The sequence below is a fragment of the Streptomyces sp. NPDC051563 genome (assembly GCF_044454225.1).
Lineage (GTDB): Bacteria > Actinomycetota > Actinomycetes > Streptomycetales > Streptomycetaceae > Streptomyces.
Genome location: NZ_JBITDL010000019.1, coordinates 156,817 through 183,681, shown reverse-complemented (window position 1 = coordinate 183,681; position 26,865 = coordinate 156,817). Strand labels below are relative to the sequence as shown.

The following is a 26,865-nucleotide window of genomic DNA, read 5'->3' as shown; positions in this document are numbered from 1 at the left end:
CACCTCTGCCCCGCAGGCGCGAAGCCTGCGGGGCAGAGGTGTCTACGGCGTCCAGGTGTCCACGGCGTCCGTACGGGACCGGTCAGCGGCGCTCCGGGGCCCCCGGCGCGGCCGGCAGGGCCAGCTCGAACCAGACGACCTTGCCGCTGCTCAGCCGGGTGGCACCCCAGCGGCGGGCCATCCGGTTGACCAGGAACAGGCCGCGGCCGCCCTCGTCGTCGTCCCGGGCCCGGCGCTGGCGCGGCAGCTGCGGGGAGTCGTCGCCGACCTCGCAGCGCAGGACGTCCGTCCGCAGGAGCCGCAGGGTCACCGGCCGCTCGGCGTACCGCACGGCGTTCGTGACCACCTCGCTGACCAGGAGCTCCAGCGAGTCCTCCAGCTCCTCCAGCCCCCAGCGCGCCAGCGCGCGGCGGGCGAACCGGCGGGCCCGGCCCGGAGCGGTCTCCTCCGGGTCCAGGAACCAGTACGCGACGTCGCTGGGCGCGATCCCGTCGAAGCGGGCCGCGAGCAGGGCGATGTCGTCGTCCCGGTCACCGGGGCCGAGCATGTCCAGGATGTCGTCGCACAGGGCCTCCAGCGGCGGCGGGTGGTCCAGGCCCGTCAGCTGCGCGGTGGTGGCGAGGCGCTCGCGGAGCTGCTCGATGCCGGTCCAGACGTCGCGCAGCCGGGACTCGACCAGGCCGTCGGTGTAGAGCACGAGGGTGGCCCCGGCCGGGGCGTCCAGCTCCACTGCCTCGAAGTCCACGCCGCCGACGCCGATGGGGGCGCCGGGGGGTACGCGCAGCACCTCGGCGCGGCCGCCCAGGTGGAGCAGGACCGGCGGCGGGTGGCCGGCGTTGGCGATGGTGATCCGGTGCGAGACCGGGTCGTAGACGGCGTAGAGGCAGGTGGCCATCCGGTCGGAGCCCAGGCGCTGCGCCTGTTCGTCCAGGTGGTGCAGGACCTCGGCGGGCGGCAGGTCGAGCTGCGCCAGCGTCTGGGCCGTCGTACGGAGCTGCCCCATGATCGCGGCGGAGGTCATGGAGTGGCCCATGACGTCGCCGACGACGAGCGCCACCCGGCTGCCGGGCAGGGGTATGGCGTCGTACCAGTCCCCGCCGACCCGCGCCGTCTCGGCGGCGGGCAGGTAGCGGCTGGCGAGCCGGACCCCGGTGGGCTGGGGGAGGCTGTCGGGCAGCATCGTGCGCTGGAGCTCGTCGGCGATGTACGCCTCGCGGCCGTAGAGCACGGCCTTGTCGATGCCCAGCGCCGTGTGGGTGGCCAGCTGCGCGGCGACCAGCAGGTCGTTCGTCTCGAAGGCGGGCCGCTCGGGGGTGCGCAGGAACACCGCCGCGCCGATGACGCGGCGGCGGCCCCGCAGGGGCGCGAGGATGGCCCGCTGGCCGCGCGGGACCGGGTGGTCGGCGCCCAGCAGCTCCGGCAGGGCGGCGCGGGCCGCGGCGGAGGACCCGAAGACGGGCCGTACGCCGCGCAGCACCTCGGCCAGCGCCCCGCCGGGGCGGATCTCGCACAGCTCGGCCGCGGGCAGGTCACCCTGCGGGCCGACCAGGGCGAGCTGGCTGAAGTCGAGCTCGCCGTCGGGGGTCATGGCGCCGGCGAGGCCGGCTCCCGTACCCGCCCCCGCTGCGGCGGCCGCGCCCGCTCCCGCTCCTGTTCCCGCTCCTGCTCCGGTGAACTCGTCGATCGGCCGCAGCCGGTCGGTTCGGCGCAGCCTTAAAACGACCGGTCCGACGGGCCGTTCGTCGCCGACCGGCAGCGGATCGCGCAGGTAGACGAGGATGGCGTCGGAGAAGGTGGGCACGGTGGCCCGGCACAGGCCGAGCACGATCTCGTCGAGGTCGATGCCGCGGGCGATCCGCCGGGTGGCGGCTCCGACGAACCGCAGCCGGTCGCCTTCCCGGCGCGCGATGGTCGCGTCGACCCCGATGCCGCTGGGCAGTCCGGAGCCGGCGCCGTGCGCGGATGCGGCGGCCTGCCCGGAGAGGGCCTGCCCGAACGTTCCGGCCTGCCCGGACGTGCCGGGTCGCTCCGCGGCCGCGCGGGCCGCCTCGCGAGCGGCTTCGCCGTCGCGGGTGCGCGCGCTGCCGGCCTCGGCGGCCGCGGCCTCGTCGCGGCCGGCCCGGACCCGGGCGGCGCCCTGGCCGGGCACGGCGGCGGGGCCGCCGGGCTCCCCGGCCCCCTCGGAGGCGGACGGTGCCTCCGCGGTGGCGCGGGGGCGGGGCAGGTCCGCCGCCTGGGGCTGCGCATGCGTGCGCACGGCCTCGGCCGCCGGGAGCGGGGCCTTACCGTGGCCCAGTTCCTCCGTGCCGTGGCCGGGCTCGTCCGTCCGACCGCCGGAGGCAACCGGCTGGGGGCCCTCCTGAGAGGTGGGGTACTCCGTCACGCGTGGCATTCCGTCCGTTTGCGCTCGATGTGCGCTGCACTCAACTCGGTCAGTCGCGGTATACCCGCTCAGCGGCGGGGACACCATCACCCCGCGTTTCCGCGTCCCGCTCGTTACCTCTCGTTATCGCGTCGGCCTAGGCCAAATGCTGTGCTGCTGGCGACATTTGACCGCCGACGCCCCGGCGGAGGACGATCCTACGATTGCCTCCCGGGGGCGCATCAAGGGTCTCATGAGGTCATATGCGCCGGAGTGCGGTCCCAGTCCTCCGGCAGGGCCGGCACACCCCAGGCCGGGTCCGGTCGCCAATCCTGCCAGCCTTCGGAGAACGGCGGACCCCAGGCCCGGATCAGGTCCACCGCCGCACGGCCGGCCGCGCGCACGCGCCGGGCCTGTTCCGGGTCCATCAGGCCCGACCGCTGGGCCTGTGCGAACTCGTCCTCGTCCCGCCACTTCCAGGTGCGGTCCGGGTAGACGGAGATGTCCAGGAAGTGGTCCTCGGAGTCGATGCCGCCGGACCACCGGGTCCGCGGCTCCTCCAGGTTCACGTACCAGCTCTTGAAGTGCCAGCCGTGCTCCCAGAACAGCCACACCGACCAGGGGTCCCCGGGCCGTGCCAGCTTCAGCACCCCCGCCCCGAACCAGCGCGACCGTACGGTGGTCCGCGGCGCGGTGTACCGGGTGGCGAGCGGCTCCTCGTGGACCGGGGTCCCGTCGGCGAGCACCGGCTTGACGCACTCGGTCCCGGGCGCCATCCACACCGCGAGCAGCTCGTCGGTGTCGGTCACCACGGTCACGGGCCGGCAGATGTGGACGGCGCCCTTCGCGGCGGGCGCGTGATCGCGGTAGCGCCAGAGGATCTGCTCCCCGGGCGCCCAGCGGACGTCCTCGGCGGCGCCCCGCTCCGCACTCCGCGCCGAACCCCGTGCCGGGCCCCTCTCCGAGCTCCGCGCGCTGCCGCCCCCGCGGCCTCCGGTACCTGTCATGGGCAGATCTTAGGGCGGGGGTCCGGGGGATCGCCGCGCTGCAGGTCACCGAGGTGTCCGAGGGCGGGAAACGACCGGATCCGGACCCCGGGCCGGGGCGGCCGCGCCGGGGTCAGGGGTGGGTCATCCGCAGGACGTCGAGGGCTTCGTCGAGCTGCTCCAGGGTGAGGTCGCCGCGGTCCACGTAGCCCGACTCCAGGATGACCTCGCGGATCGTCTTGCGCTCCGCGAGGGACTTCTTGGCGACCTTGGCGGCCTCCTCGTAGCCGATGTACCGGTTCAGCGGGGTCACCACGGAGGGGGAGGACTCGGCGTACTCCCTGGCCCGGGCCGTGTTGGCGGTGATTCCTGCCACGGTCCGGTCGGCCAGCAGGCGGGTCACGGAGCCGAGCAGCCGGATGGACTCCAGGAGGTTGCGGGCCATCACGGGGAGCATCACGTTGAGCTCGAAATTGCCCGCGGCACCTGCCACGGCGACCGCCGCGTCGTTCCCCATCACCTGGGCGGCGACCATCAGCGCGGCCTCCGGGACGACGGGATTGACCTTTCCGGGCATGATCGAGGAGCCCGGCTGGAGATCCGGGAGATTGATTTCGGCCAATCCGGTGCGCGGGCCCGAGGCCATCCAGCGCAGGTCGTTGCAGATCTTGGTGAGGGAGACGGCGACCGTACGCAGCATTCCGGAGGTTTCGACGAGGGCGTCCCGGGCCCCCTGGGCCTCGAAGTGGTCGCGGGCCTCGGTCAGCGGCAGTCCCGTCGCCGCGGCCACCTCGGCGATCACGGCCGCGGAGAACCCGGGCGGGGTGTTGATCCCGGTGCCCACGGCGGTCCCGCCCAGCGGCAGTTCGGCCAGCCGGGGCAGCGCCGCGCGCAGCCGCTCGACCCCGTAGCGCAGCTGCACGGCGTACCCGCCGAACTCCTGGCCCAGGGTGACCGGGGTGGCGTCCATCAGGTGCGTCCGGCCGGCCTTGACCACCTGCGAGAACTCGGCGGACTTGCGCTCCATCGCGCCGGCCAGGTGCTCCAGGGCGGGGATGAGGTCGCCGGTGACGGCGGCGGTGGCGGCGATGTGGATGGAGGACGGGAAGACGTCGTTGGAGCTCTGCGAGGCGTTGACGTGGTCGTTGGGGTGGACGTCGCGGCCGAGGCGTTCGGCGGCCAGGGTGGCGATCACCTCGTTGGCGTTCATGTTGGACGAGGTCCCGGAACCCGTCTGGAACACGTCGACCGGGAACTGCTCGTCCCAGCGGCCCCCGGCGACCTCGTCCGCCGCCGAGACGATGGCGGCGGCGATGTCGGCGTCGATCACGCCGAGCCGGGCGTTGACGGTGGCGGCCGCGGCCTTGATCCGGGCCAGCGCCTCGATGTGGGCGCGCTCCAGGCGCTGCCCGGAGATGGGGAAGTTCTCCACGGCGCGCTGGGTCTGGGCTCGCCATTTGGCGTGCAGGGGGACGCGTACGTCCCCCATGGAGTCGTGCTCGGTGCGGTACTCCGCGGAGTCCCCGGTCGGCTGCTGGTCTTCGGTCATGTGTGGTGCCTCCTCAAAAAGTTGAGCAATTGTCTTGTTCGGACTGTTCCCAACTCGCCTACCGGCCAGTAAATACCGGGGGTAACACCGAGATCGGGGAGGCGCTCATGGCACGTGTCCGTACACAGTCCAGGTTCAGATCCACGTTCAGATCCACGTTCAGGTCTACCTTCGCCGCCGTCGCGGTGGTCGCGGCCGCCCTCGGCGGCATCACCGCCATCACCCCCGTGGCCCAGGCGGCGACGGCCTCCGGGTCCTCCGCCGTGGCCTCCGCCGGGGCCGCGGTCACGGCCCTCCCGCCCGAACTGGAGGCCATCCGGGCCGCCGAGGCCGTCAAGATCTACGGCGACTCCGCGATCCGCCCGCTCGCGGACCGCAAGACCGGCCTGATCTCGCTCGGGGACAGCGAGATCTCGGGCGAGGGCGTCGGAAACTACGACCCCGCGACCAACACCGCGTCCAACCAGTGCCACCGGTCGCCGGACTCGGCGATCCACCGCACCGGCATCGCGGCCGACTACACCTTCAACGCGGCCTGCTCCGGCGGCTACACGGGCAACATCAAGATCGGCGGCAGCAAGCAGTACGCCGACGAGCTGGTGCAGAGCGACAGCCTGGCCATCAAGGCCCGCAACACCAGGATCAAGATGGTGGTGCTCGTCGCCGGGGCCAACGACGACCTGCAGTTCGGCCCGGTCATGACCGACTGCGTCACCCGCTGGGTGCTCAGCCAGGGCACCTGCGAACCGAAGTACGGTCCGGGCTGGCAGGCGCGCGTCGACGGGCTGAAGCCCAAGGTGCAGTCGACGATCGGCGACCTCAAGTCTGTCATGCGCGACGCCGGCTACGCCGACTCCGACTACAAGCTGGTCGTGATGGGCTACCCCAGCCCCATCGGCCCCGACTTCAACGACAACCCCGACTTCCCCGGCAAGCTCCCCGGCGGCTGCGCCGGCTACGACTCCGACGCCGCCTGGGGCCGCAACTACGCGGTGCCCGCCTTCGAGAAGGGCATGCGCGCGGCCGCCCTCGCCGCCGGCGCGACCTACCTCGACAACTCGCGGCTCTTCCAGGGCCACGAGGTGTGCATGGAGGACACCTGGGCCCGCGGCCTCTACCTCGACCTCGGGGACCACTTCCCGTGGGACGAGAACACCGCCCGCCAGTCCTTCCACCCCAACTACCGCGGCCACGGCGCCTTCGCCTCCTGCCTGACCCAGCTCTACGCCTCCGGCCTGCGCGAGGCCTCCTGCGCCGACCCGGCGAGCACCGGCACCCCCGTCCTGCAGGCCGGGGCCTGGGACGACCTGTACAAGCCGCTGAGGAACGAGGCGACGGGCAACTGCGTCGACTCCAGCGGCAGCTCCAGCGCCAACAACACCAAGGTCCTCGGCTGGGACTGCCACGGCGGCCGCAACCAGGGCTGGTGGTACGACTCCGCGAAGAAGTCCCTCCACGTCGAACTCACCCACGACCGCTGCCTGGACGCGCCCGGAGCCAACTACGGCAACGGCACCGCGATGATCATCTGGAACTGCCACGGCGGCGCCAACCAGCAGTTCGTCCGCGACGGAGCCACCTACCGGCCCGCCGCCGCCCCGGGCATGTGCCTGACGGTGGCCGCGGCGCACGAGCCGCTGCGCCTCCAGACCTGCAACGGCTCGGCCAACCAGCGCTTCGCGTAACCGCCCGCGGACCCGTACCCCCGTGGGTCCGACGCTCCGCAGGACCCCCCACGCCCGGCCGGCGCACCCCGGCCGGGTGTTCACATGTCCAGCAGCAGCTTGCGCACGTCCCGGGGCCGGTTGGTGATCAGCGTGTCCACGCCCAGGCGGACGCAGAGCTCCACGTCCTCGGGCTCGTCCACGGTCCACACCCGCACCCGGAGCCCCTTCGCCTTCAGCCGGCCCACCAGACCCGGATCCTGCCGTACCAGGTCGATGCCCGGGCCCGCGTGGGTGGCGTACGGGGGACGGACCGGCCGGAGCCTGCGCTCGATCAGGTACACGGCCGGCAGCCCCGGCGCGAGGCGGTGCATCCGGGTCAGCGCGGTCCGGGAGAAGCTCATCACCTCGACGCGGCCGCTCGCTCCGTCGGCGAGCCCGTACTCCCCGAGCAGCCGTACGAGCTCGGCCTCCAAGCGGCCGCCCGCGCGGGTGGGGTGCTTGGTCTCCACGGCCAGCCCGACGGGATACGGCGCGGCCAGCGCCTCCTTGACCAGGTCCTCGAACAGCAGCACCCGGGCCCCGGCATGGCCGGACCCCTTCCACGCCCCGAAGTCGAGGGCGCGCAGCTCCTCGTACGTCATCGCGGAGACGACCCCGCGCCCGTCGGAGGTCCGCTCGACGCGGCGGTCGTGCACACAGACCAGCCGGTGGTCCGCGGTGAGCCGCACATCGCACTCCAGCGCGTCGGCCCCGTCGGCGATGGCCTGCCGGTAGGCGGCCATGGTGTGCTCGGGATGCTCGTGGGAGGCCCCGCGATGCGCGATGACCCGCGTTCCGCGGGCCGGGGTGTGGTCGGTCGTCGCTGGCATACGGAAATCCTTGCAAACCGGGGTGAACACAACTGTGCGGGGCCGTGTCCCCGACGTTAACCGGATGCGGGCGCCCTGCCGGGCAGGGCAGGGCCTTGCCGTGCCCGGAACCATGGAGGAAGGGTGCGGGAAGCCTGCGCCCGGGCTCACGGAGCGGGGAATGGATACGCTGACCGGGCCACCCCTTGGAGGACACCGTGACCACACAGCCTGACCACGGCGCGGCGCTGATCCCGCGCCCTGAGCGCACCCCCGAGGCCGTGCGGGTCGCCCTCGCCCGTATTGCCCCGCATCGCTTGGCAGAGCTGGAGCAGCACAAGGAGAACGCACTGGCCGCGGCCATCCGCAGCGGGAAGATCGGTCACCTCACCCACTGGCTCGACTGGTGGATGCGCGAGGTGGAGATCGAGCGGCGCCCGGATCTCTTCACCCGTCGCAACGACGCCTTGACCGCCATTCACCGCACCACCGGCAAGGACGACCCCGGCTTCCGCCCCGCCATGGACGAGCTGTCCGCCGTCGAGGCCGAGGCCGCTCAGGCGGTGAAGGAGTGACCTGGAGGTGGGAGTACGACCCCAGTGAGGAACATGTCATCGGAGGTGCTCCACCGGCCTTCGTGGCGGAAGTGGAAAAGGCCGCCGATGAACTCGTACGGGCAGCGCAAGCGCTTTACCTCGACGGCACTGTCTACCGCGAGCTTGGGCCGAAGGGCGCCGTCATGGACCTTGACGACGGCATGTTCGTCTACTTGATCGTCCCGAGGAGTCAGTGCGTCTACGTCCGCCAGGTGACCTGCCTGTGAGCCGGGGCGGGAGGTCGCCCGCCCCGGCGCGGTGAGGTGTTACGCCAGGCCCGGGCCGCGGACCGGGATGTGGGTGAAGGTGGGTTCCGGGGCGGGGTTCTGGAAGAAGTCGTTGCCCTTGTCGTCGACCACGATGAAGGCCGGGAAGTCCTCGACCTCGATCTTCCAGACGGCCTCCATGCCGAGCTCCTCGTACTCCAGGACCTCGACCTTCTTGATGCAGTCCTGGGCGAGGCGGGCCGCCGGGCCGCCGATGGAGCCGAGGTAGAAGCCGCCGTGCTTGCCGCAGGCGTCGGTGACCTGCTGGGAGCGGTTGCCCTTGGCCAGCATGACCTTGGAGCCGCCCGCCGCCTGGAACTGCTCGACGTAGGAGTCCATGCGGCCGGCCGTGGTCGGGCCGAAGGAGCCCGAGGCGTAGCCCTCGGGGGTCTTCGCGGGGCCCGCGTAGTAGACCGGGTGGTCCTTCAGGTACTGCGGCATCTCCGCGCCGGAGTCGAGGAGTTCCTTGATCTTGGCGTGGGCGATGTCGCGCGCCACGACCAGGGGGCCGGTGAGCGAGAGGCGGGTCTTCACCGGGTGCCGGGTGAGGGTGGCGAGGATCGTGTCCATCGGCTGGTTGAGGTCGATGGAGACCACGTCCGCGGCGTCGGAGAGGTGCTCGTCCGTCGTCTCCGGAAGGAAGCGCGCCGGGTCCCGCTCCAGCTGCTCCAGGAAGACGCCCTCGGCGGTGATCTTCGCGGTGGCCTGGCGGTCCGCGGAGCAGGAGACGGCGATGGCGATCGGGAGGGACGCGCCGTGGCGGGGGAGGCGGACGACGCGGACGTCGTGGCAGAAGTACTTGCCGCCGAACTGCGCGCCGATGCCGATCTTCTGGGTGAGTTCGAAGACCTGCTGTTCGAGGGCCTCGTCGCGGAAGCCGTGGCCGAGCGCGGAGCCCTCGGTGGGCAGCTCGTCCAGGTAGTGGGCCGAGGCGTACTTCGCCGTCTTCAGGGCGTGCTCCGCCGAGGTGCCGCCGACCACGATCGCCAGGTGGTACGGCGGGCAGGCCGCCGTGCCGAGCGAGCGGATCTTCTCCTCCAGGAACTTCATCATGGAGGCCTCGTTGAGGACCGCCTTGGTCTCCTGGTAGAGGAAGGACTTGTTGGCGGAGCCGCCGCCCTTGGCCATGAAGAGGAACTTGTACGCGCCGCCGTCGGTCGCGTACAGCTCGATCTGCGCGGGCAGGTTCGAGCCGGTGTTCTTCTCCTCCCACATGGTGACCGGGGCCATCTGCGAGTAGCGCAGGTTGAGCCGGGTGTACGCGTCGTAGATGCCGCGGGAGAGGGCCGCCTCGTCCGAGCCCTCGGTGAGGACGTTCTGGCCGCGCTTGCCCATCACGATCGCCGTGCCCGTGTCCTGGCACATCGGCAGGACGCCGGCCGCCGCGATGTTCGCGTTCTTCAGCAGGTCGAGGGCGACGAACTTGTCGTTCGCCGAGGCCTCGGGGTCGTCGATGATGCGGCGCAGCTGCGCGAGGTGCGCGGGGCGCAGGAAGTGCTGGATGTCGTGGATGGCCTCTTCGGCGAGCTTGCGCAGCGCCTCCGGCTCGACCTTGAGGAACGTACGGCCGTCGGCCTCGAAGGTCGAAACGCCTTCGGAGGTCACCAGCCGGTACGGGGTGGAGTCCTCGCCCAGGGGCAGCAGGTCGGTGTACGCAAACTCTGGCATGACGGCAGTCATTCCCTCACTCGGCAGACGGCGCTGACGACCGTTTGGCAGCGCGGTATCCAGCGTAGGACCTCTTCCGGCGGCTTTTGTTGTGAGGTAAGGCTCACTGGCCAGTATCGCGATCTATCGTGTCTCGCTATGCTGGGCGCGTGGACCTGGAAAAGCAGCCCTCATCCGCGCCGGCCCCCGCGCCGGCCCCCGCACCCGCACCGGCTCCGGCCCCCGGGCTGCGTGCCTCCGACGCGGACCGGGACCGGATCGCGCAGATCCTCGCCGACGCCGTCGCCGAGGGCCGGCTGACCGCCGAGGAGCACTCCGACCGGCTCGACTCGCTGTACGCGGTGAAGACGGTTGCCGAGCTGGAGGTGCTCGTACGGGACCTGCCCGTGCCCGGCGCCCGGCCGCAGGAGGCGCACTACGCCCCGGGAGCCCCGGCGGGCGTCCCGGGCGTCCCGGTGGAGACGGTCGTTGCCGTGTGCAGCAGCTCCTCCCGCAAGGGCCGCTGGCGCCCGGGCGCGCACACCCGCGCGGTCTCCGTCCTGGGCGACATCAGCATCGACCTGACCCAGGCCGTCTTCGAGCAGCAGGTCACCGAGATCAACGTGACGAGCATCCTCGGCAACGTCGAGGTCCTGGTCCCGGAGAACGTCACCCTGCGCGGCTACGGCAGCGGGGTCCTCGGCAACTTCGAGGTGCGCGGCGAGGGGCGCGGCGCGACCGACCCGCAGGCCCCGGTCGTGATCGTCCGCGGCTTCGCCCTGCTGGGCAACATCGAGGCCCGCCCCAAGCCCGGCGCCCGCCTGGTGGACCTGGCGAACCGGCTCCGCAAGGGCGTGACGGGCACCCCGTAAGACCGGTAGGGCCGGCGCCGGGGCAACTGGCACTGAAATCAGGTCCTTTGGCCGGTGGATGCCCGTAGGGTCCGGTCCATGACCGCATCCAAGTGGGACCTCCTCGACCAGGCACACGAGGCGCTGCGCTCCGTCGCGGGCGCCGTACCGGCCGGCGCCCTCGGCGCACCGACGCCGTGCGACCAGTGGAATGTCGGCCAAGTGCTCCAGCACGCGGCCGGCGACCAGCTCGCCTACGCGGGCCGCCTCACCGGCGGCCCGGGACCGGCCGAGGACCCCTTCGCGCCCACCGGCGCCCTCACGGGCAGCCCCGCCGAGCTGCTGGAGCCGGCCCTCGCCGCCGCCGCGGAGGCCTTCGCCGGGGTCCTGCCGGGCACCGCCGAGGTGGCCGTGCCGCTGCCGCCCTTCACCCTCCCCGCCGAGACCGCGGTCGCCGCGGCCGCCCTCGACGCCGCCGTCCACGCCTGGGACCTCGCGGTCGCCACCGGCCAGGCCTCCCCGCTCACCCCCGCCCTCGCGCTGGCGCTCGGCCCGGCCGCCCGGCTGCTGGCCGAGCCGCTGCGCGGGTTCGCGTACGCCCCGGCGCTCACTTCCGCACCCGGTCCCGACACCGATCCGGCCGGTGCGCTGCTCGCCTTCCTGGGCCGCCGGCCCGACTGGACGCCGCCCGCGGCATGACGTCCGGGTGACGCCCGGGCGACGGGCGCGGGGCCGGGCGGGGCGGTCCGGCGGCGGGTCCGGGGCGGCCTCGGGGCGGGGGCACCTTTCGGTCGAACCGGCCGGATCGGCGGCACACGGTGCATAGGGGCGCGCACAGCGGGTAGGGACAGGTGCGTCGCCTCTCTCGCTCGCGTATACGTCGTCAGGAGTAGACCGTGCCGCATCCGCCGCGCCAGTCCCTGCAGGTAGCCGCCGTCCAGAGTCTTCAGGGGCGCCCGGCGGCGGTCGTACCGAAGCCTCGGGTGCCGGCCAGGGAAGAGGACGGCCCATGGCACGCGGACGCGGTGTGCCGACGCGACGAGGCCGGGCTGTTCTTCGCCCCGTCCAAGGAGCCGACCGCCGCCCGGCTGTCCCGCGAGGACGCCGCCAAGCGGGTCTGCGCCCGCTGCCCCGTCATGGTCGCCTGCCGGGAGCACGCACTGATCCAGCCCGAGCCCTACGGGGTCTGGGGCGGGCTGACCGCCGCCGAGCGCCGCGTGGTGCTGGCCCGCCGGCGGCGCCGGGCGGGGGAGCTGCGCGAAGCCTCGTAGGACCGGGGCATACGGAAGGGGCGCCCCCGCCGCACGCGGGAGCGCCCCTTCCGTATGCCCGGCTCGTCCGTGCCGCCCGTGGGCTACTTGGCGCGGTCGAAGTCGATCGCGCTGTACGCGCGGAGCTTCGAGAGGCGGTGGGTCGAGTCGATCTGACGGATCGTGCCCGACTTCGAGCGCATGACCAGCGAGGAGGTCGTCGCGGTCTCCGAGCGGTAGTGGACGCCGCGCAGCAGCTCGCCGTCCGTGATGCCGGTGGCGACGAAGAACACGTTGTCGCCGGAGACCAGGTCGTTCGTGTAGAGCACGCGGTCCAGGTCGTGGCCCGCGTCGATCGCCTTCTGGCGCTCGGCCTCGTCCTTGGGCCACAGCTTGCCCTGGATGGTGCCGCCCATGCACTTGATCGCACAGGCCGAGATGATGCCCTCGGGCGTCCCGCCGATGCCGAGCAGCAGGTCGATGCCGCTGTCCTCGGTGACGGCCAGCACCGAACCGGCGACGTCGCCGTCGGAGATGAACTTGATGCGCGCACCGGTCTCGCGGATCTCCTTGACGATGCCCTCGTGGCGGGGGCGGTCCAGGATGATCACCGTGACGTCTTCCACGGCCATGTTCTTGGCCTTGGCGACGCGGCGGATGTTGACGGAGACCGGGGCGTTGATGTCGACGAAGTCGGCGGCCTCGGGGCCGGTGACCAGCTTCTCCATGTAGAACACCGCGGACGGGTCGAACATGGTGCCGCGGTCGGCGGCGGCCAGCACGGCGATGGCGTTCGGCATGCCCTTGGCGTTCAGGGTGGTGCCGTCGATGGGGTCCACGGCGATGTCGACCTCGGCACCGGTGCCGTCGCCGACCCGCTCGCCGTTGAAGAGCATCGGGGCTTCGTCCTTCTCGCCCTCGCCGATGACGACGACGCCGTTCATCGAGACGGTGGAGATCAGGGTCCGCATCGCGTTGACCGCGGCGCCGTCGGCGCCGAGCTTGTCCCCGCGCCCGACCCAGCGGCCCGCGGCCATGGCGGCGGCCTCGGTGACCCGGACGAGTTCCAGGGCGAGGTTGCGGTCGGGTGCCTCCGGAGAGACTTCGAGCTGGGGCGGCAGGTTGTGCTCGGTCATCGGAGCGCACCTTTCTGTACGGCGACGGCCGGGAGTGAGGGTCCCTGGACTCTATCGGTACGTCGACATATTGAGCAGACCGGGTCACGTATGAGCGCCATATCGGTCAGCCGATTGTCCTGAGCGGACACCTTGCGCGGTGCGCGGCGCGCCTTTCGGACCCCGGCGGTGATCGTCCGGGGGCATGCGGGACGATGGTGTTGTGGCAGGTATGAAAGGCAAGCAGACGGTCGTGGACATGGTCCGGTCGCTGGCGGTGATCGGGCTCGTGGTCGGGGGGATCTATTTGGTCATCCCACATGACGAGAAGGCCGATCCGACGCGAGTGGTCGACTACCGCGTCGAGAGCCTCACGGCCCGGCGCGCGGCCCCGTACCCCGTGGCGGTGCCCGTCGGGCTGCCGCCGGAGTGGCGGGCGACCTCGGTGGGCTACTCGCGCAAGGAGGCCAGCTCCTGGCACCTGGGCTTCCTGGACCCGGCGCAGCAGTACGTGGCGGTGGAGCAGTCCGCGGACGCCTCCGACAAGTACATCGCCAAGGTCACCCGGAAGGCGACGGCCACGGGGCAGACCCAGCAGGTCGGCGACCAGGTCTGGGAGCGCTGGGACGGCGAGAAGTACGACGCCCTCGTGCGGCACGAGCAGGGCCACGTCACGGTGGTGACCGGGACGGCCTCCTTCGAGCAGCTCGGCGCGATGGCCGCGGCGCTGGAGTTCAAGCAGGGTTCGTAGCGGGACGCGGTACGGCGTGGGAACGACCTGAGGGCGACCTCGGAACGACTTCAGCAGAACGACCGCAGAACGACGCGCAAAGGCCGCGCCCCCGGGATTCCGGGGGCGCGGCCTTTGCGTTCACTGCCTGCGGGGCTGGGCTCAGACGGTCGTGATGACCTGGTCGAACTCCAGGCGCGGGGAGCGCGGGAACCAGGCGTCCTCGCCCGGCTTGCCGATGTTGATGACCATCAGCGGGGTGTGGTCGTCGTCCAGGAACTCCTTCTGGACGCCGGCGAAGTCCAGGCCGGTCATCGGGCCGGCGGCCAGGCCGGCGGCGCGGACGCCGATGATGAAGTACGCGGCCTGCAGCGCGGAGTTGACCAGCGCGGACTGCTCGCGGACCGGACGCTGGGAGAAGAAGGCGTCCTTGGCCTGCGGGAAGTGGGGGAGCAGCTGCGGGAGCTCCTCGTGGAACTCGTTGTCCGCGGACAGGATCGCGACCAGCGGGGCGGTGGAGGTCTTGGCCTGGTTGCCCTGGGCCATGTGCTTCACGAGGCGCTCGCGGGCCTCGGGGGAGCGGACCAGGGTGATGCGCAGCGGCGTCTGGTTGAAGGCGGTCGGGCCGAACTTCACCAGGTCGTATATCGCCTGGACCTGCTCCTCGGTCACCGGCTCGTCGGAGAACGTGTTGGCGGTGCGGGCCTCGCGGAAGAGGAGGTCCTGAGCGGCGGCGTCGAGAACGAGAGACATCGGAAAGCCTTCTTCTGTGCGGGGCTGCGGGACTGCTGTAGCGATGTCCAGAGACTACGACGCAAGTAGATGAAGTTTCAACTAAATCTCTCGGCTGGTGACCGAGATCACTCCCCGCCGGCGCCCTCCGCCGCCTCGCGCGCCGCGAGCGCGGAGTCCAGCCGGGCGCGGGCCCCCTCCAGCCAGTGGCGGCACACCTTCGCGAGCTCCTCGCCGCGCTCCCAGAGCGCGAGGGAGTCCTCCAGCGAGGTGCCGCCGGCCTCCAGCTTGCGGACGACCTCGATCAGTTCGTCCCTGGCCTGCTCGTACCCCAGCGCCGTATCGGTCCCGGCCATTCCCGCTCCCACCTTAACTGTGTAGTACACCGAAATTTGTTGCGGCAGTGTGAAGGGCTCTGCCGTCCGTGCTGCCCGTAGCGCCTACGAGGGCTCCCCGGCGGCGGCGACCCGCACCGAGAACTCCCCCTCCGCCACCCGCGCCCGCAGCACGTCGTCCGCCGACACGTCCTCGGGGGAGCGCACCACGTGCCCGTCGGCCCGCTGGAGCACCGCGTACCCGCGCTCCAGGGTGGCCGCCGGGGACAGCGCCACCACGCGGGCGAGGGTGTGCGCCAGCTCCGAATCGGCCCGGTCCAGCAAGTGCCCCAGGGTCCGGCGGCCGCGCGCCAGCAGGGCGTCCACCTCCGCCTCCCGGGTCTCCACCATCCGCTGGGGGTGGACGAAGACGGGCCGCGCGAGTGCGTGCGCGAGCCCCCGCTCCTCCCGGTCGAGCAGCCCGCGCACCGCGCGCAGCCCCCGGCCCTGCAGCTGGCGCACCCGCTCCAGCTCCTCGCCGACGTCCGGGACCACCTTCTTCGCCGCGTCCGTGGGCGTGGAGGCCCGCAGGTCCGCGACCAGGTCCAGCAGCGGGGAGTCCGGCTCGTGCCCGATCGCCGAGACCACGGGGGTACGGGCCGCCGCGACGGTCCGTACCACCTCCTCGTCGGAGAAGGGCAGCAGGTCCTCCACGCTGCCGCCGCCGCGGGCCACGATGATCACGTCGACCTCGGGCATGGAGTCCAGCTCCTTGACCGCCTGGATCACCTGGGGCACCGCGTGCACCCCCTGGACGGCGACGTTGCGGACCTCGAAGCGGACCGCCGGCCAGCGGCGCCGGGCGTTCTCCAGCACATCGCGCTCGGCCGCCGAGGCCCGCCCCACCACCAGCCCGATCAGCTGCGGCAGGAACGGCAGCGGCTTCTTGCGGTCCAGTGCGAAGAGCCCCTCGGAGGCGAGGGAGCGCTTGAGCCGCTCCAGCCGGGCCAGGAGCTCGCCGATGCCCACGGGCCGTATCTCGGTGGCCCGCAGGGACAGCTGCCCGCGCGGGGCGTACCACTCCGGTTTGGCGAGCACCACGACGCGGGCGCCCTCCGACACGGAGTCCGCGACCTCGTCGAAGACCTGCCGGAAGCAGGTCACGCTCAGGGAGATGTCGTGCGAGGGATCGCGCAGCGTCAGGAAGACCACCCCCGCCCCCGGCCGCCGCGAGAGCTGCGTGATCTGCCCTTCCACCCACACCTGGCCGAGCCTGTCGATCCAGCCCCCGATGAGCCGGGAGACCTGACCGACCGGCAGCGGCGCGTCAGCCGACGAATTCAGACCCATGCACGCAGGCTAACCGCCTGCGCCGACACCGGCGCCGGGCCGGGAGCCTTCGTCCCGTCCGCGTCGCCCCCGCTGGGCCACCAGGATGCCCAGGCCCACCAGCAGCCACACGGCCCCCACGAGTTGCGCGGTCCACGAGGCCTCGACGATCACCGTGATGGTCACGGCGGCGCCGAGCACCGGGACGACGAGGTGCTTGAGCCAGTTCGGGGCCCCCTCGCGCCGCTTGACCACGAACCAGCCGACCACCGAGGCGTGCAGCAGCGTGAACGCGACCAGCGCCCCGATGTCCACCACCGAGACGAGGTGGTCCAGCCCGTCGTCGCGCCGGGCCGCCCACACGGCCGCGATCAGCGTGACCGTCGCCGCCACCAGCAGGGCCGGGCGCGGGGTGCCGTGCGAGGTGCGGGCGAGCGCGCGCGGCAGCCGCCCCTCGCGGGCCATCGCGAAGAGCAGCCGGCCCGCCGCGGCCTGCCCGGCCAGCGCGGCGAAGGCGGCCCCGATGGCCTTGCTGACGGCGACCAGGTCGTGCAGCCACATCCCCACGGAGGCCTCGACGGTCGTGTAGAAGGCCGAGCCCTGCTTCCCCGGGTCGGCCGCCAGCTCCGCCGCCGACAGGGGGCTGAGGAGGGCCGCCAGATAGGTCTGCGCGATGAACAGCACCCCGGTCAGCGCCAGGCAGAACAGCACCGCCCGCGCCACTTTCGCGCTGCCCCCCGTCACCTCCTCGGCGAAGGAGGCGATGGCGTCGAAGCCCAGGTAGGACAGGACGGCGACGGACACCGCGCCGAGCACGGCGGCCATGGAGAACCCGCCGAGCGAGCCGTCCCCGGTGAAGGGGGAGAGCCAGGCCCGGTGCTCCGCGCCCTGGATCAGCACGGTCACCGCCGAGACCAGGAACACCAGCAGGACCGCGATCTCCATGGCCAGCACGGCGAAGCCCACGCGGGCGGCGGCCCGTACGCCCCACAGGTTGAGCAGGGTGGTCACGACCACCGCCAGGGCCGTCCACACCCAGCGGGAGACCTCCGGGACCAGGGCGTTCATGGCGATCCCGGAGAACAGGTAGGCGACCGCCGGGATCAGCAGGTAGTCGAGCATCGCCATCCAGCCCGCGATCAGCCCGGGACCCTCGCCGAGGCCCTTGCGGGCGTACGTGAAGACCGAGCCGGCCTGCGGGGCCACGCGCACCATCTGCGCGTACGAGAAGGCCGTGAAGGCCATCGCCACCGTCGCGAAGAGGTAGACGAGGGCGACGGCGCCGTGCGATTTGGCGTCGAGGGTGCCGAAGACCCCGACCGGGGCCATGGGGGCGATGAAGAGCAGCCCGTAGACCACCAGGTCCCGGAATCCGAGACTGCGCCGGAGCGAGCTGCCGGGTGCGGCGGCCGGGCCGCCGGACGGCCCGGCCGATCCGGGCGGGCCGGGCGGCGTACTGGGATCCGTCGCGGACGCCATCTTTCCTCCGGGGGTACGGCCTGAGTGGATGTTCGACCCAGTGTGTGCCGAACGGGGGACCCCCGGCCTGCTGGACACCCCCGTACGATGGAGCCCATGACTGCTGACGCCCCCGTTCCCGCATCCCGCCGCGTCCTGCTCGCCGCCCCGCGCGGCTACTGCGCGGGCGTGGACCGAGCCGTGATCGCCGTCGAGAAGGCGCTCGAACAGTACGGCGCCCCGGTCTACGTGCGGCACGAGATCGTGCACAACAAGTACGTGGTGAAGACCCTGGAGAACAAGGGCGCGATCTTCGTCGAGCGGACCGAAGAGGTCCCCGAGGGCTCCATCGTGATGTTCTCCGCGCACGGCGTGGCCCCCGTGGTCCACGAGGAGGCGGCCCGCGGCAAGCTCGCGACGATCGACGCCACCTGCCCGCTGGTCACCAAGGTGCACAAGGAAGCGATCCGCTACGCCAACGAGGACTTCGACATCCTCCTCATCGGCCACGAGGGCCACGAGGAGGTCATCGGCACCTCCGGCGAGGCCCCGGACCACATCACCATCGTGGACGGCCCGCACGACGTCGAGAAGGTCGCCGTCCGCGACGAGTCGAAGGTCGTCTGGCTCTCGCAGACCACCCTGTCCGTCGACGAGACGATGGAGACGGTCGACGCCCTGAAGACCAGGTTCCCGCTGCTCGTCTCGCCGCCCAGCGACGACATCTGCTACGCCACCTCGAACCGCCAGGAGGCGGTCAAGGTGATGGGCAAGGACTGCGACCTGGTCATCGTCGTCGGCTCCAAGAACTCCTCGAACTCCATCCGCCTCGTCGAGGTCGCCCTCGACGCGGGCGCGAAGGCCTCCTACCTGGTGGACTTCGCCAGCGAGATCGACGAGGCCTGGCTGGCCGGCGTCACCACCGTCGGCCTGACCTCCGGCGCCTCGGTGCCGGAAGTGCTCGTCGACGAGGTGCTGGAATGGCTGGCCGCGCGCGGGTACGGCGACGTGGAGATCGTCAAGACGGCCGAGGAATCCATCGTCTTCTCCCTGCCCAAGGAACTGCGCCGCGACCTGCGCGCGGAGGCGGCGGAGCTCGTCGCGGCTCCGGGCGCGGCCGAGGGCGTACAGAAGTAGGTCCCTCCCCGGCAGGGCGCTCCGGCGGGACTTTTCGTACGGTGAGTCCATGGAGATCTTCGGCGTGGACATCGGCGGTTCCGGGATCAAGGGTGCTCCCGTGGACCTGAACCGTGGCGACTTGGCGCAGGAGCGCCACAAGGTGCTGACACCGCAGCCGGCCACCCCCGACGGGGTGGCCGGCTGCGTCGTCGAGGTGGTGCGCCACTTCGACTGGGACGGGCCGGTGGGGGTCACCTTCCCCGGGGTGGTCACCGGCGGGGTGACCCGCTCGGCGGCCAACATGGACAAGGCCTGGGTCGGCGTGGACACGGCGGCGCTGCTCTCCTCGAAGCTCGACGGCCGCCCGGTGACGGTCCTGAACGACGCGGACGCGGCCGGGGTCGCGGAGATGGCCTACGGGGCGGGGCGCGGGGTCGACGGCACCGTCATCCTGCTCACGCTGGGCACCGGGATCGGCAGCGCGCTCTTCACGGACGGGCACCTGGTGCCCAACACCGAGCTGGGCCACCTGGAGCTGAAGGGCCACGACGCGGAGACCCGGGCCTCGGTGAAGGCGAAGGACGACGGGGACCTGACCTGGGAGCACTGGGCGCGCCGGGTCGGGAAGTACCTGGCGCACGTGGAGATGCTCTTCTCCCCGGACCTGTTCATCATCGGCGGCGGCGTGAGCCGCAAACCGGAGAAGTTCCTGCCGCTGATCGAGGGTGTCCGGGCCCGGATCGTGCCGGCGGAGCTGCAGAACAACGCGGGCATCGTGGGCGCGGCGATGGCGGCGCGGTCGGCGTCGAAGTAGCCGCAGCGGGGAGCCCCGCCGGGGTCAGGCGACGCGGCGGGGCCAGGCGACCCGGCGGGGTCAGGCGACCCGGCGGGGCATCCGGCGGCGGCCGATGAGGACGGCCTTGCGCACCACCGTGATCAGGGCGGCCACCAGCGTGCCGGCGTACAGCCAGCCGGCGTGCAGGGACAGCGCGGACACCAGCCCCATCACCTCGCCGGCGAAGCCGCCGGAGCCGCCTGACACGGGCCACGCTCCGGCGGCGAAGGCGATCGGGGCGGTGATCGGCGCCGTGATCAGGTCGGCGGGCCGCACCCACAGGGCGGTGGCGGCCGCCACGGGGAGGAAGAGCAGGCCGTAGAGGAACAGCGAGGCGTCGAACAGCAGCCAGTCGAGGCCGCCGATCAGGAACATCGCGGCGCAGGCGAAGAGCCCGCCGCCGAGCCCGGTCAGCCGGGGCCGCGGCAGCCGGCGCACCGCCGCGGGCGCCCGCCGGGGGGACCGCTCGGCGGCCTGCTCCGCGGACCGCGCGGCAGACTGCTCCGCCGACCGCGCGGCAGACTGCTCCGCAGACCGCTCCGCCGGGTGACGTACCGTACGCGCCTTGTATCGCTCCACCCCCCAAAACTAGGCGGGGAGGCCGCCGATCGCGTGCCCGGACACGCGTACATCGGGCCCCCCTCATCGGAAAGTAAACTGTCCGGTGGCCCACTCCGGGCCGCCGCCCCCTCCAGCTACGGGAAGTCGCCAACGTGTCGCTCACGATCGGAATCGTCGGCCTGCCGAATGTCGGCAAGTCGACCCTGTTCAACGCCCTGACCAAGAACGACGTGCTGGCGGCCAACTACCCGTTCGCCACGATCGAGCCGAACGTCGGCGTCGTCGGCGTTCCGGACGCCCGCCTCGGCGTCCTGGCCGGCATCTTCGGTTCCGCCAAGCTCCTCCCGGCGACGGTCGACTTCGTCGACATCGCCGGCATCGTGCGCGGTGCGTCGGAGGGCGAGGGCCTCGGCAACAAGTTCCTCGCGAACATCCGCGAATCGGACGCGATCTGCCAGGTCATCCGCGCCTTCAAGGACGAGAACGTCGTCCACGTCGACGGCAAGGTCTCGCCGAAGGACGACATCGAGACCATCAACACCGAGCTGATCCTCGCGGACCTCCAGTCCATCGAGAAGGCGGTGCCGCGCCTGACGAAGGAGTCCCGCCTCCAGAAGGAGAAGGTCGCGGTCCTCGCGGCCGTCGAGAAGGCCGTGAAGATCCTCGAAGCGGGCGACACCCTCTTCTCGCACGGCATCACGAAGGGCACGGAGCAGGGCGACCTCCTCCACGAACTGCACCTCCTCACGGTCAAGCCGTTCCTCTACGTCTTCAACGTGGACGAGGACGAGCTGACGGACGAGGCCTTCAAGGCCGAGCAGAGCGCGCTGGTGGCCCCGGCCGAGGCGATCTTCCTGAACGCCAAGCTCGAGGCCGAGCTCATCGAGCTCGACGACGACGAGGCCCTCGAACTCCTCCAGTCGGTCGGCCAGGAAGAGCCCGGTATGGCCACCCTCGGCCGCGTCGGCTTCGCCACCCTGGGCCTGCAGACCTACCTGACGGCCGGCCCGAAGGAAACCCGCGCCTGGACCATCAAGCAGGGCGCCACCGCCCCCGAGGCCGCGGGCGTCATCCACACCGACTTCCAGCGCGGCTTCATCAAGGCGGAGATCATCTCCTTCGAGGACCTGGTCGCCTGCGGCTCGGTCGCCGAAGCCCGCTCCAAGGGCAAGGCCCGCATGGAGGGCAAGGACTACGTCATGCAGGACGGCGACGTGGTGGAGTTCAGGTTCAACGTCTGAGCGGTCTCATAACACGGCACTACTGATCTGGCAAACATGCAGGTCAGGCGGGGCCCACCCTTCCGGGGTGGGCCCCTAGTTATTTCCCGTGCTGACTTGGTGCTGACCTGGAAGCACCTCTGAACACCTGTGATCACCCCTCCCGTGCTGACTTGGTGCTGACTTCTGCGGTCAGCGCCGGAAGCTCCGGGAAGGGAGAGTGGGCCGACGGGGCCAGGTGGATGCAACACCAAATCGGTGCGGGCACCTTCCTGGGAGGCTTGGTCCAGCGAGCGGAGGGCAGGGTCTATCTCTTGCCGAGCTGTTGCTCGCTTCCGCAAATGGACCATGCCCTTGGGGCGACTCTGGGCGCTGACGGCTCAGCCAGTAGCGAGTTCGCGCGCTCCGTGCTGGGTGAGGAGGCCGCAGACGGCCAGCGCGGTCGTCGTGGCGTCGTCGCCGGTAAGGCGGGTGTCGATCGCGACGCTCCCATCCGGGCTGAACGCGCGGGCGCGAACGGTGTACGTGCTGCCCTCGTCGTGGTGGTTGGTGGTGCAGTAGCCCGCCAGGGGGGCGTTGCAGAAGCCGCCCATCTGGCGGAGAACCAGACGTTCGGCCTCTGCTTCCACTTCCGTATCGGCGTGGTGAAGCTTGAAGAGCGCCTTGCGAGTTTCCATGTCATCCTCGCGGGTTTGGAGGGCGATGATCGCGGCGCCGAGCGGCGGACAGATGATCTCGGTGCTGATGCGCTCCCCGATGCGGTGGGACAGGCCGAGGCGCTCCATGGAGCAGGCGGCGACGATCAGGCCCTCGACCTCGCCCTGTGCGAGGGCGCGCAGGCGGGCGTTGATGGGGCCTCGCATCGGCACGACCTCGATGTCGGGCCGGACGTGACCAAGGGCCACCGTCCTTCGCATTGAGGCGGTACCGATTCGGGCCCCAGCGGGTAGCGTCAGGAGATTCAGGTCGGGCTCTCGCGTCACCAGCGCATCGCGTCGGTCATCGCGCGGCAGGTAGGCGGCCATGATCGTGCCGGCCGTGTCGTGCGTGGGGGCATCCTTGAGGCAGTGCACGGCAACATCGACCTCGCCGGAGATGAGGGCGGTTTCGATCTCCTCGGAGAAGACGCCGTTCGCCTCCAAGGGGGCGCGGTTCTGCTCCCGGTCGCCCCCTGCCTCATGGAAGGGGCGTAAGAGCATCGGAGTGGGGCCGAGCTTCGCCATCAGGGGCGCGGTCTGCATGAGGGACATCAGGGACGCGCGAGCGCCGATGCGCAGTGGCTTCACCGAGATTCTCCTTTGATGACATTCTGTCGGAAACTGCATGCTTCTGGTGCAAGTAGGCTTGCGGCTCAACAAGCCTGCTTATGCGAGGAGTTGAGCTGGATGAGCGATGTGCTTCGAATCGGTTCGAGAGCGAGCAAGCTGGCCCGGACGCAGGTCGCGGAGTGGCTTGCCCCGGTTGCTCAGCAGTTCCCCGGCGTGACGTTCAAGCGGGAGATCATCCTCGAAGGCGGGGATCAGGACCGCGTGACACCTACGCTCGCCGAAGTCGCCAAGACTTCCGGTGGGAGCGCCTTCTCCACTAATCAGGAAGCGGCCCTCGTGACCGGCCAGGTCGACGTGATCGTGCACTCACTCAAGGACCTGCCCACCTCCGTACACGAAGGCACTCTCCTTCTGACGACCCCCGGCCCTCGCGAGGATGTGCGGGACGTGCTGTGCGGCTCGACCCTGGAGGGCCTCCCGACTGGAGCCCGTGTCGGAACCGGTGCTCCGCGCCGGATCGCACAACTGCTCGCGCTGAGGCCCGACCTGGACGTGGTGCCGATCCGCGGGAACGTTCCTGGGCGACTTGCCCGGACGACGAAGGGCGCTCTGGACGCGGTGGTGCTGGCCGCAGCGGGCCTGAATCGCCTTGCACTGATGCCGGAGGTGCACGAGGTTCTCGACCCCGCCGTCTTCCCTCCGTCCCCAGGACAAGGTGCGCTCGGAATCCAGGTCCGCGCCGACTCCCCGGCAGCAGTTCTCTTGGCGCGGACCGGAGACGCAAGTGTTGACGCGTGCGTACGTACCGAGCGCGCGCTGTTGGCTGAGCTGCACGGAGGCTGCTCCGTTCCGGTTGGCGCCTGGGGTCGGATCGGCCTTGACGGACTCCTGCACCTCTTCGCCGCTGTGACTTCCCTGGATGGCACACAGCAGGTCACGGCGTCCGGGGCGGGGCCGATCGACGACCCCGAGAAGCTCGGTGCCTGTGTCGCGGCAGACCTTCTCGCCCAGGGTGCGGCCGGCATTCTGAAGTCGATCAGGAAGCCCTGAGGTCGCGAGCGATCTCAAGGGCGCCGTACGTAACGATCCGATCGGCGCCCGCGCGCTTGAGGACGGTGTACGCCTCGATCAGCCCCCGCATGTCCCGACCACCCCCGGGGCGGGGATCGGTCAGACGCAGGAACTCCCCGGAGACGGAGAACGGCATCACCGGAACGGGCACCTTGTCCTTCAGGTGCACGAGGGTGTCCACCGTGTGGAGGGCAGGCTCGGTAAGGAGCATGTCCGCGCCCTCCTCAACCATCTCCAAGGCAACATGGACGGCCTGCTCCGGTTGCCGCGGATTGATCTGGAAGGCCCGCGCGCCCGACCGAGGGGCCGCGCTCATCGTGGTCCGGTAGCCGTCGTAAAGGGACGACGTGAAGATCAGGTGGGGCATGAGGGCGACGTCGGTGTGCCCAGCCGAGTTCAGAGCTTCCCTGACGGCTCGGACCGAGCCCGGAATCATTGCGGCCGGGCCCGCGATGTCTGCGCCGGCCTCGGCTTGCATCACCGCCTGGGCCGCCATGACTGCGGTGGTCTCTTCGAGGTCCATGCGGCCGAGGGTGTCAGCGAGCCAGCACTCGCCCGAGTCGTTGTGCGAGCACACGCAGGTCTCTGTGAGCACCGCCATGCTGGGGCGTGCCTTCTTGGCGGCCTTGATGCTCCGCGCCATCAGGCCGGTCGGGGACGCTGCCTGGGAGGCGCGGGCGTCCCTGATGCGCGACCCGGCGAAGACCTTGATCGAACGGACACCGAGATCATCCAGGGTGGCGACAACGTTCGGGATCTCCTTCACGGTAAACGTCGGCAGCGGGCCGGTGGCCCGCGCGTCGTCCTCGCGCATCAGGAGAACCATGGTGAGGTCGGGCGGGGTCAGGTTGTGGCCGCCGAGAAAGTTCCGGACGGCTAAGCGGTGGGTGGGCACCAAATCCTCCAAGTTGAGGTGCGTCGGAGAGTGCCTCAGCGGCTGGGAGTGCTGGCCAGGGCCAGAGCGAGCACCAAGGCGCAGACGGCGACGGTGTAAAGCAGAACGGCAAGTCGTTGACGCCAGCCACGTAAGAGCCAGCTCAGCAGCCGTGCGGGCCGATTCCGGGCGCCGGTGCTATTGGCTGAGGAACTCGGCGGCTGCGGCAGCGTCAATGGCGACGCCGACGGGAGCCCAGCGACCGTCCTCGTCGCGCTCCAGGAGCAGGCGAGGCTGGTCGGGTGCGAGGTGGGAACCGCCGCCCCCGGGGATAAGGGGCAGGGCGCGGCGGGTTCCGGTGATCCAGTGGTCTGAAGCACGGCGCCGGTCTCGGCGATCCATCCAGCGCTCCAGGGAGTTGCGGCGTGGTGTGGGGTCAGGTCCCTCGCCGTCCACGTCATCCCCTATCGCCACCTTGCCCCGGGCAGCAAGTTCCCGGGTTCGTCCAACCAAGGTGTAGCAGCTTCGGGGGTGATCGTGAGACCGAACCGGGTCAGTCCAGGGCGGCCCTGGGTGCCCCACCAGTCGAGGGCCGCCTCCACTGCATCCCACAGGCGGCGAGGGCCGTTCTGGTGGACAACGCCGGGCCCGCACTCGTCGGGCCAGCGCACAGAAGCCCAGGACCGATCCGTGAGCGAGTAGAACCACGCCGCACGTGTTCCACCGTCTTCGCGGTACACCGTGTGGGCGACGCGCGGGACCGTGAGGGCGATGGCGAACTCGGCATCGGTGTCCGTAAGGTCATCCGGTTGAACGCCCGTGCCGCTGGAGCCGGGCCACGCCTTGACGTACTCGGCATGCTCCGGCCACGCCGTGCGCTGCGCGCGGGCCTTCATGAACTCAACTCCGGCGACAAACGGACCGGAAGCGGTTCCGTCCGGCCGGACGGTAAGACGAAGTGCAGCATCACGACTGGAGTAGTGGGTGCCGTAAGGGGCGACGATCACGCCTCCCGAACGCGCCTGCTGAATCCAAGGCGCGGGGATGGTGCGGACGCCGAACGTGCAAAGCAGCCGGTCGTACGGGGCATTGGCGGGGTGGCCGGCAAGGGCATCCCCTACAGCGACCTCGGCGTACAACCCGTTTGCGCATAGGCGTTCACGCGCAGTGGCGGAGACGGAGGCGTCCACGTCGATGGTGGTCACGTTGCGGGCACCGCAGCGATGGGCCAGGAGGCCGGCGGTCTCACCGGTGCCAGACCCCGCATCCAGCACCCGCATGCCGTGGTCGGCGTCCAAGGCGCTCAGCAGGCGAAAGACCACCGACGGCTGCGACGAGGAGGACGTGGCTGTTCGGCCGGGATTGCCCCCCCGATGGTTCCCATCGTCCCACTGGGTGACGATCGACAGGTCGGAGTCCGCAAACCCGTACCACGCCCCTTCGTCCTCACGTCGATGGATGCTGACCGTGCTTGCGGTGGCGGTGGCGACCGGGTCCTGGGGTTGGTTCGCGGGCACGAATACCCACATCTGGTCAGGAAGGAATGAGGCCCGGTCTACGGCCGCGAAGGAGGGAGCCCAGTCCGAGGAGAGTGCTCCGGATTCGATGAGGCGGCGCCCCAGCTCAATGCGGCTGGGGCGCCCCTGGTGCGCGGTCGAGATCACTTGCGGTGCGTCCCAGATCCGGGCGGGGTGGCGGTGTCCGGGTTCGGGGGCGGGGGCGGCGGAGCGGGCTGGCCGGGGGGCGGGGACGGGTTGGACGGCGGGGGCGGGGGCGGGCTGTGCTTAGCCATGAGACTTCCTCTCGGTAAACGGTGCGCTGGTGCCCGGACGGACGCCAGGGGCTGAGGGCCCTGCGGCCGGGGGCGCGCCCCCTCGAAGGGGGACATTCACACACCCGGGCGGAGGAAGCGGGGGTGCGGGAGGGGGCGCGCGCCAGGGCGCAGGGAATTGCCGGCTAGACCCACAAGGGGGCTTCGAGTCGTAGCTCCTTGCGGGTTTTGATCACCCGCAGATCTTCGGGGTGTTTGGCGGTCTTGGTGAGCCCTCCGCCGCCGTAGCGGGGCCGGAGGATGACGGCCCCGCTAGCAAGCCGGTCGGTGTAGATCCAGCCGCCGGGCTCGGGCCCGTCATGGACGAGATCACCGATCCTCGCGGCCGTCACGACCGCCTCCCTCTGCGAGGGCTTGACCGCCATCCAGGTTGGGGTGCTGTCTCG

Annotated in this window: 27 protein-coding genes; 11 read left to right on the top strand and 16 right to left on the bottom strand. The window is 71.2% G+C overall.

All coding sequences use genetic code 11. The features are described from left to right. Nucleotides 1-82 precede the first annotated feature (82 nt). The 3 genes from ACIA8F_RS23800 to ACIA8F_RS23790 form a co-directional block, all read right to left on the bottom strand. On the bottom strand, nt 83-2,383 hold the full coding sequence (locus tag ACIA8F_RS23800; RefSeq protein ID WP_399381576.1) for a SpoIIE family protein phosphatase: 2,301 nt from the start codon (nt 2,381-2,383) through the stop codon (nt 83-85). Between the two features lie 230 nt (nt 2,384-2,613). Next, nucleotides 2,614-3,369 (bottom strand): DUF402 domain-containing protein, encoded by a 756-nt coding sequence (locus ACIA8F_RS23795; RefSeq protein WP_399381575.1) that lies wholly within the window; start codon nt 3,367-3,369, stop codon nt 2,614-2,616. Nucleotides 3,370-3,481: 112 nt separating this feature from the next. After that, on the bottom strand, nt 3,482-4,897 hold the full coding sequence (locus ACIA8F_RS23790) for a class II fumarate hydratase (protein ID WP_399381573.1): 1,416 nt from the start codon (nt 4,895-4,897) through the stop codon (nt 3,482-3,484). Nucleotides 4,898-5,004: 107 nt separating this feature from the next. Between ACIA8F_RS23790 and ACIA8F_RS23785 the strand changes: the two genes are divergently transcribed. Then, the gene (locus ACIA8F_RS23785; protein WP_399381571.1) at nt 5,005-6,582 is read left to right on the top strand and encodes a ricin-type beta-trefoil lectin domain protein; all 1,578 of its coding nucleotides are present in this window, start codon (nt 5,005-5,007) and stop codon (nt 6,580-6,582) included. Between the two features lie 80 nt (nt 6,583-6,662). Here ACIA8F_RS23785 and ACIA8F_RS23780 read toward each other — a convergent pair whose 3' ends face one another. Further along, nucleotides 6,663-7,433: a glycerophosphodiester phosphodiesterase gene (locus ACIA8F_RS23780; protein ID WP_399381569.1), complete on the bottom strand. Its 771-nt coding sequence runs from the start codon at nt 7,431-7,433 to the stop codon at nt 6,663-6,665. A gap of 197 nt (nt 7,434-7,630) precedes the next feature. Between ACIA8F_RS23780 and ACIA8F_RS23775 the strand changes: the two genes are divergently transcribed. Both ACIA8F_RS23775 and ACIA8F_RS23770 read left to right on the top strand, forming a co-directional pair. Next, nucleotides 7,631-7,987 carry a hypothetical protein gene (locus ACIA8F_RS23775; protein WP_399381567.1) on the top strand — a complete coding sequence of 119 codons (357 nt, stop codon included), beginning with the start codon at nt 7,631-7,633 and terminating at the stop codon, nt 7,985-7,987. Between the two features lie 62 nt (nt 7,988-8,049). After that, complete coding sequence (locus tag ACIA8F_RS23770; protein WP_399381566.1) at nt 8,050-8,235, top strand: hypothetical protein; 186 nt, start codon at nt 8,050-8,052, stop codon at nt 8,233-8,235. Nucleotides 8,236-8,274: 39 nt separating this feature from the next. Here the strand turns inward: ACIA8F_RS23770 and ACIA8F_RS23765 are convergent, their stop codons facing one another. Further along, nucleotides 8,275-9,942 (bottom strand): fumarate hydratase, encoded by a 1,668-nt coding sequence (locus ACIA8F_RS23765; RefSeq protein WP_399381564.1) that lies wholly within the window; start codon nt 9,940-9,942, stop codon nt 8,275-8,277. A gap of 149 nt (nt 9,943-10,091) precedes the next feature. Here ACIA8F_RS23765 and ACIA8F_RS23760 point away from each other — a divergent pair, with 149 nt between their 5' ends. The 3 genes from ACIA8F_RS23760 (at nt 10,092) to ACIA8F_RS23750 (ending at nt 12,043) form a co-directional block, all read left to right on the top strand. Further along, entirely contained in the window at nt 10,092-10,793 is a 702-nt protein-coding gene (locus ACIA8F_RS23760; protein ID WP_399381563.1) for a DUF1707 domain-containing protein, read from the top strand. A gap of 78 nt (nt 10,794-10,871) precedes the next feature. Beyond that, nucleotides 10,872-11,471, top strand: a complete 600-nt coding sequence (locus tag ACIA8F_RS23755) for a TIGR03086 family metal-binding protein (RefSeq protein ID WP_399381562.1) — start codon at nt 10,872-10,874, stop codon at nt 11,469-11,471. A gap of 197 nt (nt 11,472-11,668) precedes the next feature. Beyond that, complete coding sequence (locus ACIA8F_RS23750; protein ID WP_374213444.1) at nt 11,669-12,043, top strand: WhiB family transcriptional regulator; 375 nt, start codon at nt 11,669-11,671, stop codon at nt 12,041-12,043. A gap of 83 nt (nt 12,044-12,126) precedes the next feature. On the opposite strand, the gene glpX is transcribed toward ACIA8F_RS23750, so the two are convergent. Then, nucleotides 12,127-13,158 carry a class II fructose-bisphosphatase gene (gene glpX, locus ACIA8F_RS23745; RefSeq protein WP_383952039.1) on the bottom strand — a complete coding sequence of 344 codons (1,032 nt, stop codon included), beginning with the start codon at nt 13,156-13,158 and terminating at the stop codon, nt 12,127-12,129. Nucleotides 13,159-13,369: 211 nt separating this feature from the next. Between glpX and ACIA8F_RS23740 the strand changes: the two genes are divergently transcribed. After that, nucleotides 13,370-13,888, top strand: coding sequence for a DUF4245 domain-containing protein (locus ACIA8F_RS23740; RefSeq protein WP_399381614.1), 519 nt, complete (start codon nt 13,370-13,372; stop codon nt 13,886-13,888). A gap of 141 nt (nt 13,889-14,029) precedes the next feature. Here the strand turns inward: ACIA8F_RS23740 and ACIA8F_RS23735 are convergent, their stop codons facing one another. From ACIA8F_RS23735 to ACIA8F_RS23720, 4 genes are all read right to left on the bottom strand, one after another. Further along, nucleotides 14,030-14,620 carry a malonic semialdehyde reductase gene (locus ACIA8F_RS23735; RefSeq protein WP_399381559.1) on the bottom strand — a complete coding sequence of 197 codons (591 nt, stop codon included), beginning with the start codon at nt 14,618-14,620 and terminating at the stop codon, nt 14,030-14,032. Between the two features lie 107 nt (nt 14,621-14,727). Continuing rightward, a complete protein-coding gene (locus tag ACIA8F_RS23730; RefSeq protein WP_399381558.1) occupies nt 14,728-14,955 on the bottom strand; it encodes an exodeoxyribonuclease VII small subunit in 228 nt (75 codons plus the stop codon). Between the two features lie 84 nt (nt 14,956-15,039). Beyond that, nucleotides 15,040-16,263 carry an exodeoxyribonuclease VII large subunit gene (xseA, locus tag ACIA8F_RS23725; protein ID WP_399381557.1) on the bottom strand — a complete coding sequence of 408 codons (1,224 nt, stop codon included), beginning with the start codon at nt 16,261-16,263 and terminating at the stop codon, nt 15,040-15,042. Between the two features lie 9 nt (nt 16,264-16,272). Further along, nucleotides 16,273-17,721 carry an APC family permease gene (locus ACIA8F_RS23720; RefSeq protein ID WP_399381555.1) on the bottom strand — a complete coding sequence of 483 codons (1,449 nt, stop codon included), beginning with the start codon at nt 17,719-17,721 and terminating at the stop codon, nt 16,273-16,275. Between the two features lie 87 nt (nt 17,722-17,808). On the opposite strand from ACIA8F_RS23720, the gene ACIA8F_RS23715 reads away from it, so the two are divergent. Further along, nucleotides 17,809-18,837 (top strand): 4-hydroxy-3-methylbut-2-enyl diphosphate reductase, encoded by a 1,029-nt coding sequence (locus ACIA8F_RS23715; RefSeq protein WP_399381553.1) that lies wholly within the window; start codon nt 17,809-17,811, stop codon nt 18,835-18,837. A gap of 49 nt (nt 18,838-18,886) precedes the next feature. Further along, a complete protein-coding gene (ppgK, locus tag ACIA8F_RS23710; RefSeq protein ID WP_399381552.1) occupies nt 18,887-19,633 on the top strand; it encodes a polyphosphate--glucose phosphotransferase in 747 nt (248 codons plus the stop codon). 60 nt (nt 19,634-19,693) lie between these two features. Here ppgK and ACIA8F_RS23705 read toward each other — a convergent pair whose 3' ends face one another. Further along, complete coding sequence (locus tag ACIA8F_RS23705) at nt 19,694-20,233, bottom strand: DUF6542 domain-containing protein (protein ID WP_399381550.1); 540 nt, start codon at nt 20,231-20,233, stop codon at nt 19,694-19,696. 134 nt (nt 20,234-20,367) lie between these two features. Between ACIA8F_RS23705 and ychF the strand changes: the two genes are divergently transcribed. Further along, nucleotides 20,368-21,456, top strand: a complete 1,089-nt coding sequence (gene ychF, locus ACIA8F_RS23700) for a redox-regulated ATPase YchF (protein WP_399381548.1) — start codon at nt 20,368-20,370, stop codon at nt 21,454-21,456. Nucleotides 21,457-21,815: 359 nt separating this feature from the next. On the opposite strand, the gene hemC (ACIA8F_RS23695) is transcribed toward ychF, so the two are convergent. Beyond that, complete coding sequence (gene hemC, locus ACIA8F_RS23695; RefSeq protein WP_399381547.1) at nt 21,816-22,721, bottom strand: hydroxymethylbilane synthase; 906 nt, start codon at nt 22,719-22,721, stop codon at nt 21,816-21,818. Nucleotides 22,722-22,820: 99 nt separating this feature from the next. Between hemC (ACIA8F_RS23695) and hemC (ACIA8F_RS23690) the strand changes: the two genes are divergently transcribed. Then, on the top strand, nt 22,821-23,753 hold the full coding sequence (gene hemC, locus ACIA8F_RS23690; RefSeq protein WP_399381545.1) for a hydroxymethylbilane synthase: 933 nt from the start codon (nt 22,821-22,823) through the stop codon (nt 23,751-23,753). Here hemC (ACIA8F_RS23690) and ACIA8F_RS23685 read toward each other — a convergent pair. The 4 genes from ACIA8F_RS23685 to ACIA8F_RS23670 all read right to left on the bottom strand — a co-directional run bounded on the left by ACIA8F_RS23685 (nt 23,740) and on the right by ACIA8F_RS23670 (nt 26,811). Next, nucleotides 23,740-24,669 carry a hypothetical protein gene (locus ACIA8F_RS23685; protein WP_399381543.1) on the bottom strand — a complete coding sequence of 310 codons (930 nt, stop codon included), beginning with the start codon at nt 24,667-24,669 and terminating at the stop codon, nt 23,740-23,742. The two genes, hemC (ACIA8F_RS23690) and ACIA8F_RS23685, sit on opposite strands and share 14 nt — an antisense overlap. Nucleotides 24,670-24,846: 177 nt before the next feature. Beyond that, nucleotides 24,847-25,104, bottom strand: coding sequence for a DUF6087 family protein (locus ACIA8F_RS23680; RefSeq protein WP_399381541.1), 258 nt, complete (start codon nt 25,102-25,104; stop codon nt 24,847-24,849). Nucleotides 25,105-25,112: 8 nt separating this feature from the next. After that, the gene (locus ACIA8F_RS23675) at nt 25,113-26,312 is read right to left on the bottom strand and encodes a protein-L-isoaspartate O-methyltransferase (RefSeq protein WP_399381540.1); all 1,200 of its coding nucleotides are present in this window, start codon (nt 26,310-26,312) and stop codon (nt 25,113-25,115) included. A 292-nt stretch (nt 26,313-26,604) separates the two neighbouring features. Continuing rightward, entirely contained in the window at nt 26,605-26,811 is a 207-nt protein-coding gene (locus ACIA8F_RS23670; RefSeq protein ID WP_399381538.1) for a hypothetical protein, read from the bottom strand. Nucleotides 26,812-26,865 lie beyond the last annotated feature (54 nt).

Bases quoted from the DNA above. Each gene is read 5' to 3' on its own strand.
- ACIA8F_RS23795 (WP_399381575.1), bottom strand. From the start codon at position 3,369: ATGACAGGTACCGGAGGCCGCGGGGGCGGCAGCGCGCGGAGCTCGGAG.
- ACIA8F_RS23790 (WP_399381573.1), bottom strand. From the start codon at position 4,897: ATGACCGAAGACCAGCAGCCGACCGGGGACTCCGCGGAGTACCGCACC.
- ACIA8F_RS23785 (WP_399381571.1), top strand. From the start codon at position 5,005: ATGGCACGTGTCCGTACACAGTCCAGGTTCAGATCCACGTTCAGATCC.
- ACIA8F_RS23780 (WP_399381569.1), bottom strand. From the start codon at position 7,433: ATGCCAGCGACGACCGACCACACCCCGGCCCGCGGAACGCGGGTCATC.
- ACIA8F_RS23765 (WP_399381564.1), bottom strand. From the start codon at position 9,942: ATGCCAGAGTTTGCGTACACCGACCTGCTGCCCCTGGGCGAGGACTCC.
- ACIA8F_RS23755 (WP_399381562.1), top strand. From the start codon at position 10,872: ATGACCGCATCCAAGTGGGACCTCCTCGACCAGGCACACGAGGCGCTG.
- glpX (WP_383952039.1), bottom strand. From the start codon at position 13,158: ATGACCGAGCACAACCTGCCGCCCCAGCTCGAAGTCTCTCCGGAGGCA.
- ACIA8F_RS23740 (WP_399381614.1), top strand. From the start codon at position 13,370: ATGAAAGGCAAGCAGACGGTCGTGGACATGGTCCGGTCGCTGGCGGTG.
- ACIA8F_RS23735 (WP_399381559.1), bottom strand. From the start codon at position 14,620: ATGTCTCTCGTTCTCGACGCCGCCGCTCAGGACCTCCTCTTCCGCGAG.
- ACIA8F_RS23730 (WP_399381558.1), bottom strand. From the start codon at position 14,955: ATGGCCGGGACCGATACGGCGCTGGGGTACGAGCAGGCCAGGGACGAA.
- xseA (WP_399381557.1), bottom strand. From the start codon at position 16,263: ATGGGTCTGAATTCGTCGGCTGACGCGCCGCTGCCGGTCGGTCAGGTC.
- ACIA8F_RS23720 (WP_399381555.1), bottom strand. From the start codon at position 17,721: ATGGCGTCCGCGACGGATCCCAGTACGCCGCCCGGCCCGCCCGGATCG.
- ACIA8F_RS23715 (WP_399381553.1), top strand. From the start codon at position 17,809: ATGGAGCCCATGACTGCTGACGCCCCCGTTCCCGCATCCCGCCGCGTC.
- ppgK (WP_399381552.1), top strand. From the start codon at position 18,887: ATGGAGATCTTCGGCGTGGACATCGGCGGTTCCGGGATCAAGGGTGCT.
- hemC (WP_399381545.1), top strand. From the start codon at position 22,821: ATGAGCGATGTGCTTCGAATCGGTTCGAGAGCGAGCAAGCTGGCCCGG.